Annotated in this window: 7 protein-coding genes; all 7 read right to left on the bottom strand. The window is 40.4% G+C overall.

The window, feature by feature from the left end; genetic code table 11:
* The coding region (locus JWP71_RS03170; RefSeq protein ID WP_299497029.1) for a PAS domain-containing protein at positions 1–899 on the bottom strand (899 nt) is incomplete at its 3' end.
* Between the two features lie 150 nt (positions 900–1,049).
* Positions 1,050–1,550 carry a YetF domain-containing protein gene (locus JWP71_RS03165; RefSeq protein ID WP_299497026.1) on the bottom strand — a complete coding sequence of 167 codons (501 nt, stop codon included), beginning with the start codon at positions 1,548–1,550 and terminating at the stop codon, positions 1,050–1,052.
* A gap of 19 nt (positions 1,551–1,569) precedes the next feature.
* The gene (locus JWP71_RS03160; RefSeq protein WP_299497023.1) at positions 1,570–1,905 is read right to left on the bottom strand and encodes a hypothetical protein; all 336 of its coding nucleotides are present in this window, start codon (positions 1,903–1,905) and stop codon (positions 1,570–1,572) included.
* Positions 1,906–1,916: 11 nt separating this feature from the next.
* Complete coding sequence (gene ligD / locus JWP71_RS03155) at positions 1,917–4,649, bottom strand: DNA ligase D (protein ID WP_299497020.1); 2,733 nt, start codon at positions 4,647–4,649, stop codon at positions 1,917–1,919.
* A 112-nt stretch (positions 4,650–4,761) separates the two neighbouring features.
* Positions 4,762–7,464: a ThuA domain-containing protein gene (locus tag JWP71_RS03150; protein WP_299497017.1), complete on the bottom strand. Its 2,703-nt coding sequence runs from the start codon at positions 7,462–7,464 to the stop codon at positions 4,762–4,764.
* Positions 7,465–7,551: 87 nt separating this feature from the next.
* Positions 7,552–8,964: an efflux transporter outer membrane subunit gene (locus JWP71_RS03145; protein WP_299497014.1), complete on the bottom strand. Its 1,413-nt coding sequence runs from the start codon at positions 8,962–8,964 to the stop codon at positions 7,552–7,554.
* A gap of 18 nt (positions 8,965–8,982) precedes the next feature.
* A partial coding sequence (locus tag JWP71_RS03140) for an efflux RND transporter permease subunit (RefSeq protein ID WP_299497011.1) occupies positions 8,983–11,712 on the bottom strand: 2,730 nt, incomplete at its 5' end.

Raw genomic sequence — 11,712 nt, 5'->3', positions numbered from 1 at the left:
GTAATACTTTCCAGTATATCTTTTATTTGCTCATTTTTATTTTCCAGCTCATCTTCGGTCTGCTTCCTTTGGGTTATATCTCTAAAATTGCATACAATGGCATTAATGTTTACATCATTAAGCCAATTGGTGTACAAACATTCTATCCATATATAATAGCCTTGCTTATGTTGGGTACGATAAATTGACATTATCGGGACACCTGGTTTTTTTAATACCTCAGTAAACGTATCTTGAATTTTGCTTCTATCATCAGGATGAATTTGACTTTTAATTTCATATATGTTCCTATCTTCATTACTCCAGCCACTAATACGTTCTGAAGAAAGGCTCCGGTAAATTATGTCAAGGTTTTTATCCAGTAAGGTAATGCCATCATTACTATTTTCAATCAGTTTCCTAAATCGAAGTTCATTGGCAACAATCTTTTCTGTATCTTCCTTAACACGTTTTTCAAGTTCGGTCTTTATCTCTTCTTTTTTTAGCTCACTTTTTTTTCTTTCAGTAATATCCCGGGTAATCTTTGCGAAACCCACAAGATGCCCATTCTCATTATAAACTGTTGTAAAAACTACATTTGCCCAAAATACAGATCCATCTTTTCTTACACGCCACCCTTCGCTTTCGTGAGTACCATTTTTTAGCGCTTCGTTTAAATTATGGCTTGGTAAGTTTTTTTTATAGTCTTCGATGGTATAAAATACCGAGATATGGCTGCCTATTATCTCTTCTGGGGTATATCCCTTAATATTTTGTGCACCCTGGTTCCAACTTAATATATAACCGTTTGGATCAATCATAAATATAGCGTAATCGCTTATACTTGCTACAACAAAGCGAAATAGCTTCTCATCGAAACTATGACTTACTGCAAACCCATCTTTGTTTTCGTTGAGCACGTAATTAAGGTTTAGTTTATGCTTTTGTACAGGTTTTATAACTTAGTGGTTTGTTAAAAAACCATGCACGGGAAAATAAATTTACATAATAGAAAATGATTTTACAACTTTATTGTTTAAAATAAACAAAATGAATAAAAAGAGAAGTTATTACTTATGCGGTTTTTTTCCTACAACGCTTATCTCACCACTGGTTTCCAAATAAACCTGATCTACACTGGTTAAACTATTAATGTTGGCTTTACTTCGTACATCGCCCATCAGATCGTTTTTACTGATGAGTCCTAATTTCATATTTTCATCATTTAGCTTTTCGTTTTCAAAAAGAACCATGCTTTCTCCACGCAGCAAACGCGCGAAAGATTCACTATGCAAACTTATTATTGCTAATAAACGATGAAGTAAAACAAGCACCAGGCAGCAAACTACTGTAGGTACAAAATCTGACGCGCCAACAACTGCACGGCTTAAAATTGCACCTAATATTATAGCGATAGTATTATCAAAAGCCGATTTTTTTCCAAATGTCCTGCGGCCCGATATACGAATAAGCACTAACGCTATAATATAAATTACAAAAGCGCGTGCAGACATTTGATAAACATTTAAATCCTTTCCTTCGCCAAATATTTTAATTACAAGTTCTTCCATATTTTTAGTTAATTGTTGTTTAATGTTTCCATAAAGCCGGGTTATCCCGATAATGTACTATTTGTTCTACCGCTTGTTCTATTTCTTCTTTGGATAATGACTGCCGGCCATCGGCTACGTAATTATATAGCTTGCCTGGTATCTCAAAAGTTATAAACCCAAGATAATCAGGATCTAACTGCTTTTTTAAATGCTGCTCCTCTTTTATAATATCAGATGCAGGATATTCTGTAGCTGTATTTTTATAAAGGCTATAAGAATAGGTTAAAATAGGATGACCATTCATATATACCCGCATTTCTGGAATGGCAATGATTGATAGTTTATTTCCTATTTTAAAATTAAAGGCTGCCATATCGTTTTTGTTTATATTTCAAAAGCATCTTTTGCATTTTTTATAGTTTTTTCCAGATCAATACCTTTACCTAAAACGCCTTTAAACAGGTCGCCGGTTTCCTTTAATCGGTCAATAGCGTTAAATATGGTAAAGTCTTTCATTTTTAAACCAGGTTTTACTTCATCCCATAACAAGGGCATAGAAACTGTTGCACCAACCTTTGGCCTTAATGAATATGGGCCGGCAATGGTGGCTCCGGGCCGATTTTGCAAAAAATCAAGATACATTTTACCTTTTCGGTTGGCAACCATACGCTCTAAACTGGTATAGTCTGGTATTTGTTCATGCACCAGTTTTACTATAATCTTAGCAAACATTTGCGACTGGTCATAACTGTACTTGGCCCCTAAAGGAATATAGATATGCATGCCGGTAGAGCCGGATGTTTTAGGATAACATGGCACATCAATAGCATCAAGTACTTTTTTAACTTCCCGGGCGGCTTCAATTACCTGGTCGAAAGTGTTTTTATCAGGATCAAGGTCTATCACACAATAATCAGGATTGTCAGGCGATTGTATGCGACTGAACCACGGGTTCATTTCTATACAGCCTAATGATGCCATCCATAACAAATATGCTTCATCAAAGCCAACTAAATACTCTTTGTGTTCGCCGTCGCTGGTGGTATAGGGGAATGTTTTTGTTACCCAATCCGGCGCTTTGCCCTTCACATCTTTTTGATAAAAGCTTGGCCCGTGTATCCCATTAGGGAAACGGTTTAGCGACATGGGCCTGTCCTTCAAATAAGGCAGTATATATTCGGCTACGCGATAATAGTAGTTAAACATATCGCGCTTGGTTACACCATCTTCGGGCCAGTAAACTTTGCTTAGATGGGTAAATTTCAAGTCATGTCCGCAAATTTTGCGCACCTGGGTTTCATCTTGGGGATTAAGCAGTGTTTTACGTTCTTTATTTGTTGGCGGTTTAATTGCACTGTGGGTTTCTGTTGGTGCTTCGTCTGCTTCGTTTACGGTCTCCTCTGCATCCCGTGGCGTCTCTAACACTACGTCTTTAGCTTTTTTATCTGTACGCATACCTTTAAATGATGCCTGCCTGAATATCCCATCGCTGGTTACTTCAGCAAAGGCAACTTCGCCCACCAGTTCGGGCTTTAACCATGTAGGTTTGGCCCCTAACCTTTGCGGACGAAACCGTGAAGGTTTATCTACATCAGGTTCAACCTCAAAAGGGCTTTTATCAGTTATCAGCGGCTTAAACTGCGCCATCATTTCTTTTTGCAGCTTATCCGGAAATCCGGTACCCACCTTGCCCACATATTTTAAAGTGCTGCCATCGTAAACAGCTAATACCAACGCGCTGAATGCTTTCGCGGTGCCTTCATTTTTGGTAAAGCCTGCAATAATAACTTCCTGCCTGCGCTGTACTTTAATTTTCAGCCACTCTTTCGATCGGAGATCAGAAGTATAAACACTGTCCGTTTTTTTAGCGATAATGCCCTCTAACCCTATCTTTTCGGCGGCAGCAAAAAATTCTATACCATTGGCTGCAAATACTTTACTTTGCCGTATACGGTCATCATTGGTAGGAAGTATTTCTTTAAGGATGGCTTGTCTTTCATTTAAAGGTAGTCCCATCAAATTCTTGCCTTCGTACCATAAAATATCAAAAACGTAATAAACCAAAGTGCCATCGGCTTCGCTGCGCCAATTTTGCAAAGCGCCAAAATCCGACAATCCTTTATCGTTCAATACCACTATTTCACCATCAATTACAGCATTGATCTGCCAGTTTTTCAGCAGTTTATTTATGGGATAGTATTTATCGAATGGAATATTATTTCGTGATATCAGTTCGGCTCCTTTTTTATCAATGACCGCTATAGCGCGATAACCATCCCATTTTACCTCGTAAACCCAGTCCGGATGATCAAAAGGCGCATCCACCAGTGTGGCCTTCATGGGTTTTATATTTTGGGGGATGGGTGATTTTGGCGCAGCTTTTATAATTGCCTCAACATCGGGCTCAGGCGTATCCATTTTTTCCTCAGCCAGGTTCTTACCCACCACTTCCTCAACCGGTTGCGCCAGGTCTTTTTTTTTACTTTTTTTATCCGCTTGCTCTACATCTTCTTCATGCCCGTGTTGCCAAACCTTTTCGCTGGTTTTTTCCATGGTTTCGATAGTTTTACCGGATAATACAGATCTATCTTTTTTCGTAATATCTTTCGGACTGGCAAAACCGTCATTATGCTTTATCAGCAGCCAGCCGTTTTCGCCCATACCCTGAGTTTTTACCAATGCGTATTCGCCTTCCAGCTTTTCGCCGTGGAGTTTAATTTTAACCGAGCCGGATTTTAGTTGTTGCAGCAAATGCTTTTCCTGTGCCTGCTTGCCTTTTATATTTTCTATAGGCTCATAAGTACCTTCGTCCCAAACAATTACTGTACCACCCCCATATTCGCCTTGCGGAATAATGCCTTCAAAGTTTCGGTAATCAAAAGGATGATCTTCTACCATCATGGCCAGCCTTTTAACTTTAGGATCTGTAGACGGGCCTTTTGGCACGGCCCAGCTTTTTAAAACGCCATCCATTTCCAGCCTGAAATCATAATGCAGGCGTGACGCGTCATGCTTTTGTATCACAAACATTAAATGATCTTTACCCTTGCTTCTTCCTGCTTTGGGTTCTGCCGTTTTGGTAAAATCCCGCTTCTCTGCATATTTTTCCAGGCTCATGGCAAAATGTATTATCTATTTGCTGAACAATCAAAATAAAGGAATGGTTTTGAACAAAAAATGCCGAAATGATGTAAATCATTTCGGCATTTTACTATATAGATAGCTATTGTTATTTTCCAGACAAGGAGAATACCCAATCTAATATCTGCTTAGCTTCTTCGGGTTTTAAACTAGGGTGTGCGGGCATTACCACATCACCCCATACGCCCGAGCCGCCGGCTATTATTTTATTGGCTAGTTTATTTGCATCGTTTTTACTGTATTTTTTGGCTACCTCTATAAAAGCCGGCCCAATAGATTTTTCTTCAGCCTTATGGCAGCTTTTGCAATCCATAGATAACATTAATTCTTTACCAGACGCAAAAGGTGCAGATGGATCAGCAACTTCTTGGGTACTGCCCGCAGCAATAAAAACAGTTTTACTTTTACTTGCAGCCAACTTGCTGTCTTTAACAATTACATAAGGATTATAATTTCCCTTTTTAATATAGGTGTAAGTTAAAACAGGCTTTGTTGTTATCTTTTTTAAGCCATTACCCAGGTTCCAGGTATAGGTCATTTTATCTTTTTCCGGGTCGGTTGCTTTAACCGATAAGGTAACAGTTAAAGGTAAGCTGCCAAATGCTTTATCAGAAGAGATCGCAGCAATTTCGGGCGCGCGATTACCAGTATTAAAATCAATTCTTGATAAGCCTGCATCCGGGTTTTTCTGGAACCAGCCATTGCCATATTCCAATACATATAGTTTGCCATCGGGCCCCAGTTCCATATCAACAGGAGCGTTAAACTTGGTTTTATCCATAAATGGTTCCATAGCATCATAATCACCTTCGGGCGTCATGGTAACCACTTTTATCCATCCTCTTATCCACTCATAAATAAATAGCTTATTATTATAATATGATGGTAATTTACCTGTATTTTGATACAGGTTTGTATGATAAACCGGGCCCGCCATAGCTGTACGACCGCCGGTACCAACCTGCGGGAATTCTTTTGATGCCGAATATGGATACCATATAAATGCAGGCTGCGCCGGAGGTAATTCTTTTAAACCTGTATTATTTCTTGAATTATTAATAACATGCTGCGGATCAAAAGCAGCACCAACTTTACCTGTAGCGTAGTCATATTCGCGGTAGGGAGAATTATTCCCGGAGAAATATGGATAGCCAAAGTTACCTGCTTTTCGTGCCTGGTTAATTTCGTCATAACCACGGGGGCCGTGTGTGGCCAAACTATCATTGTTGGCATCCGGGCCCACTTCGCCCCAGTACAAAAACCCGTTAGTTTTATCAACTGTTATGCGGTAAGGGTTGCGGTTACCCATTACATAAATTTCGGGGCGTGTTTTATCCATTCCTTTAGGGAACAGGTTACCTTCGGGTATAGTGTAGGTACCGTCGGGATGTATTTGTATGCGCATTATTTTTCCACGCAGGTCATTGCTATTACCAGATCCTCTGCGGTCATCGTATTGCTCATGTCCCGGCCTGTCATCCAAAGGCGAGTATGAATAGGTATTAGGCGCCCCCTTTGGTAAATTAGGTTCATCAAACGGCGTTGTATTATCGCCTTGCGAAACAAATAATATATGATCTTTTCCGAACGCTATAGAACCACCTGTATGGCAGCATATTTCGCGCATGGTTTTTACCTGCAATATTATTTTTTCTGATTTATTATCAACCTTACCATTAACAAACGTAAAGCGCGACAAGCGGTTAACTGTTGTATCGGCAGGGCTATAGTAAATGTAAATGAAGTGATTGGTTATAAAATCAGGATCGGCCTGTAAACCAAGTACGCCTTCCTCTGCATTTACACTTTTATTATATAAAGTATGAAAATATGCCTTAAGGAAACCAACCTGTTTAAGCTTTTTGGTTAGATGATTATATAGCATGATTTCGCCACGGCGTTGTACAATCAATATATCCAGGTTAGGCAAAATAGTCATTTCGGTAGGTTCAAATAAAGTGCCGCTTACCAGACTGGTTTTTATAAAGCGGTTCTCTTCGGGAACCCGCTGAGTTTTTGCTTTGGCGTAATTTAATGGTACATTTTTGCCGATAGCATATTTTATGCCGCCCAATAAATGCTGCAAAAATAATGGCTCGCTGTATGATTCATTTGTATGGCCAAGACCTGTATAAAACACCCTGCCGCCATCAAAATCATGATACCAGGCAATTGGGTGATCGCCCATTTTATAAGGCTCATCAGTTGGTTTGTAAGTAAGAGACGACTCATCTAATTTTATTAGTACATGCAGATCTTTCGCTACCGATTTATAATGATAATATTCATCATTTCTCACCCATTTTTCGGGAAGCATGTTAGTAGCGATATTATTCCGGTCAACCACGTTTAATGTAGCTTGCGGGGTACCCACATTATGGTGCGAAAAGTACGCGCCAACCATACGGCCATACCAGTGCCAATCGTACTCGGCATCGGCAGCAGCGTGAATACCTACAAAGCCCCCGCCTGATTGTATGTATCTTTCAAGATCAGCCTGCTGGTAGTTATTTAAAAAATAGCCGGTTGTGCTTACAAACACAAGCGCGGCATATTTCTTTAAATTATTTTCTTCTATTTTACTGGCATCAGAGGTTGTATCTACCTGAAAACCGTTCTCCTTGCCTAATTTTATAATTGCAAGAGCACCAACCGGGATAGAACCATGATGATAACCTGATGATTTTTTAAAAACCAAAATCTGTGGCTGTACCTGTGCTTTTGCAATACTTATGTTTGCAAATAATACTAATAGCGTAATATTTAAAAAGCTAAAAAACTTTAATTTCATATTTATAATGGTTGGTTTTGAATGGCTTAGCTAAAGTATTAAAAAGCTAAACAAAACCTAACATTATAAAAAAAAATATCTTACCGCTTATTTCCAACCACCTCCAAGCGACCTATATAATTCGGCCACAGCGTTTAGCCGAGCCGTTTTTATAGAAGCCAGCTCAAGCTCGCTTTGCAATACATTGCCCTGCGCGGTAATCACCTCCAAATAGTTAGCCATACCATTTTTAAATAGTTGGTTAGCGTTTGAAGTTGCTTTTTGCAAAGTATTTACCCTATTAGCAGCAATATCTTGTTCTGATTTTAGTTTATCAATTTTTACTAACGCGTTTGATACCTCGCCAACAGCGTTCAACACTGTTTGTCTGAATTGTATTACCGTTTTTTCACGGTCGATCTTAGCTATTTCAAAATTGGTTTTTAACTCTTTATGATTTAGCAAAGGCTGTAAAACACTGCCCGAAACCATACCAAACAATGATGCAGGTATATTGAACCAATTACTCGCCATAAACGAATTTACACCACCGCTGGCAGTAATGCGCAGGGCGGGGTACATTTCTGCCTGATTTATACCTACATTGGCATTGGCTATGGTTAATGCCAGCTCACTGCTTTTAACGTCGGGCCTGCGGTTTACCAAATCTGCAGGAACGCCTGATGATAAATTATCCGCAAAAGAAACCTCATTTAATGTTTTATCGCGCACAATCCTGCCTGGGAGCTCGCCGGTTAATATGCGCAGGGCGTTTTCTTGTAATGTGATGTTTTGCTCAAACTGTGGTATAAGCCCGGCAGCTACTAATTGCTGCGCCTGTGCCTGTTGTACAGCCAGCAATGTTACCTGCCCGGCATCAAATTGCAATTTGATAATACGCAGGGTACTGTCATTCAATTTAACATTGTTTTGCGCGGTGAGCAGTTGCGCATCCAGCATCAGCAGGTTATAATACCCTTGCGATACACCGGCAACTATATTGGTTTGTATGGCCTTTTTAGCCTCATTAGTTTGCAAATAAGCCGCCAATGCGCTCTTGTTTTGGTTATGGATCTTACCCCATATATCAGCCTCCCATGAAAGAGATAAATTGGCTGAATAATCTTCAATGTGCTTGGTGCCAATACCAAACTGGCTGAGACTTAAACCTGTTAAACTATTATCAGACGGGCGATCTGTACTTGCAGTCACATTAAGGCCAACAGTTGGTACATAGTTCCATTTTACCTGTTTTACCAATAATTGTGAGGCTTCAATGTTTTTGATAGCTATCTGCATATCGTAATTTTTTACGATGGCGCTATCTATCAGTTTTTGAAGTTCGGCATCTGTAAAGAAATCCTTCCAGGGGATATCAGCTATGCTACCGGCATCTTTTGTGGAGTCGTTTCTAAAATTTGCAGGTAATTCTGCTATTGGTGTTTTAATATCCTTTGATACTTTACAGGCACTTGTGGCCAATACAGCAAGCAGCAAAATATATTTATATATCGTATTCATGATGTTTCTTTTTTTAAATTATACCAGTTCCTGTTGTGTAATGGCCGGTATAGCTATACCATTTTTTATTTCGTTATGATGTTCTCCGTTCTGGTTATTTAGTACAGCTAACGGTACGCCTGTTATTTTTTCCTGTAGATGCTGGAATATTACGAACAGTACCGGAATAATAAACAGGCCCAATAATACACCGGATACCATCCCGCCCGCGGCGCCAATACTTATAGAGTGGTTACCCTGTGCAGACGGGCCGGTAGCTATACTCATGGGGAACAAACCAAACACAAACGCCATGGATGTCATGATGATTGGGCGCAGTCTTAGCTTAGCTGCCTCTATTGCCGCGGCTACTAATGGTAAACCCGCGTTGCGCCGCTGTACAGCAAACTCAACTATCAGGATGGCATTTTTGGCTAATAGGCCTATCAGCATTATTAAAGCTACCTGTACGTAAATATTGTTTTCTATACCGGTAAAGCCCAATGCCACAAACACACCCAAAATACCTGTAGGGATGGATAATATTACCGCCAACGGCAGGATATAACTTTCGTACTGTGCTGATAGTAAGAAATATACAAATATCAAACACAGCATAAATACAATAGCCGATTGCCCCCCTGATCCTATTTCCTCGCGTGTTTGACCAGAGAATTCATAGGCAAAGCCTGATGGCAATTGCTCCTGGGCGGTTTCCTGTATAGCTTTTATCGCATCGCCAGAGCTAAAGCCGGGTTTTGGGATGGCATTAACCTCGATAGAGTTAAACAGGTTATAACGTGATGCCGTTTCTGAACCATAAACACGGGTTAATTTTACCAGTGTATTAATAGGTACCATTTCGCCGGCTTTATTTTTAACAAACACCCGGTCTATTGATGCGGGGTCTGTCCTGTCTGCAACATCTGCCTGAACCACTACCCGGTAATATTTACCAAAGCGGTTAAAATCTGATGCCTGCGCGCTGCCGAAATAGGCTTGCATTGTTTGCAGTACATCCTTAACACTAACGCCTAACTGGTTAGCTTTTTCGTCATCCACCTCTAATTGCAGTTGCGGATAATCGGCTTTAAAAGTTGTGAAAGCGTAGGCAATTGCAGGTTTAGTCATCAGCTTACCAATAAAGTTATTGGCTATTCCGCTAAATTTATCCAGCTTACCGCCCGTTTTATCTTGCAGCACCACATCCAATGCTTCCACATTACTAAAGCCCGGTACAGTTGGGAAACTGAATACAAAGAAGGTACCACCTGTTAAAGCAGCCAGCTTGCCCCGCATTATATCTTGTATGGCATTGATATCCTTTACCTGCCCCCTTTCTTTATTGGGTTTAAGCAGTACAAAGAATACCGCAGCCGACGGACTGTTTGATGAGGTCAATAAGTTAAAGCCAGATATAGCGGTAACAAATCTAGTTGCTGGCAAAGCCCTAACCGCATCTTCCGCTTGTTTCAATATTTTTGTGGTACCATCTAACGACGTTCCTGACGGTGTAGAAACCGACACCGCAATAAAGCCCTGATCTTCTGTAGGGATAAAGCCCGTTGGTGTTCTTTTCACCAGGTAAACAGTAGCCAATATTACAACGGCCAATGCACCCATGCTTATCCATTTATGATTGATAAGGAATTTCAATCCGCCAACGTAACGGTTAGTAACCATACTAAAGCTGCTGTTAAACCCGGCAAAGAATTTCTCTTTAAATCCTGTTGGTTTAGCGCCTTCAATTTTACCTGCATGAGGATCCTTTAAAAATAAAGCGGCCAATGCAGGGCTCAACGTCAATGCGTTAACAGCCGATATTACAATAGCTATAGCCATAGTAAAGGCAAACTGCCTGTAAAATACACCTGTTGACCCGGTCATGAAACCAACGGGTAAAAACACTGCCGCCATTACCAAGGTGATAGATATAATAGCACCTGTAATTTCGTGCATGGCCTCGGCGGTGGCTGCTTTGGGTGCCAGGTGTTTATGCTCCATCTTGGCGTGTACTGCTTCAACAACCACAATGGCATCATCCACCACAATACCTATGGCCAGCACCAGGGCAAACAGCGTAAGTAAGTTAATGGAGAACCCAAACAAGCTCATGAAGAAGAAGGTACCTATAATAGCAACCGGAACCGCTATAGCCGGAATTAACGTCGACCTGAAATCTTGCAGGAATATATACACTACCAAAAACACCAGTATAAATGCTTCTATCAGCGTATGCTCAACCTGGTCTATAGATTCGTCAAGCGCGGTTTTTGTCCTGTAAAAGTTATTGTATTTAATACCGGCCGGGAAATCTTTTGATGCTTTTTCCATCAGTTTATCCACCGCTATCTGTATCTCGTTAGCATTTGATCCTGCTAATTGTATTACACCAATACCAATACCATCGTGCCCGTTTAAGTGAGTTACGCTGGTGTATGAGTAAGCACCTAATTCTACACGTGCCACATCCTTTAAATGCAGTACAGAACCATCTGCATTTGCACGGATAGCAATGTTTTCATACTCTTCAGGCTTGGTAAGCTTTCCTTTATATTTTATAACGTATTCAAATACTTCCTTGCTTCTTTCGCCTAATTTACCCGGCGCTGCTTCCAGGTTTTTATCCTGAATAGCCGCCATAACTTCGGCAGGGGTTATTTTGTAGGCCGCCATCTGGCTTGGGTTAAGCCAAACACGCATAGAATAATCTTTAACACCACCAAATATGGTTGCCGAACCTACACCCGGGATACGTTTAATTTCGGG

The sequence above is a fragment of the Mucilaginibacter sp. genome (genome assembly GCF_028287845.1).
In the GTDB taxonomy this organism is placed as follows: Bacteria; Bacteroidota; Bacteroidia; order Sphingobacteriales; family Sphingobacteriaceae; genus Mucilaginibacter.
Note: the sequence above shows the minus strand (reverse complement) of the source record. Positions and strands in the feature narration are given on the sequence as shown.

What these genes read in the sequence shown, in the direction of transcription:
- ligD (WP_299497020.1), bottom strand. Translation starts at nt 4,649, where the DNA reads ATGAGCCTGGAAAAATATGCAGAGAAGCGGGATTTTACCAAAACGGCA.
- JWP71_RS03150 (WP_299497017.1), bottom strand. Translation starts at nt 7,464, where the DNA reads ATGAAATTAAAGTTTTTTAGCTTTTTAAATATTACGCTATTAGTATTA.
- JWP71_RS03165 (WP_299497026.1), bottom strand. Translation starts at nt 1,550, where the DNA reads ATGGAAGAACTTGTAATTAAAATATTTGGCGAAGGAAAGGATTTAAAT.
- JWP71_RS03160 (WP_299497023.1), bottom strand. Translation starts at nt 1,905, where the DNA reads ATGGCAGCCTTTAATTTTAAAATAGGAAATAAACTATCAATCATTGCC.
- JWP71_RS03145 (WP_299497014.1), bottom strand. Translation starts at nt 8,964, where the DNA reads ATGAATACGATATATAAATATATTTTGCTGCTTGCTGTATTGGCCACA.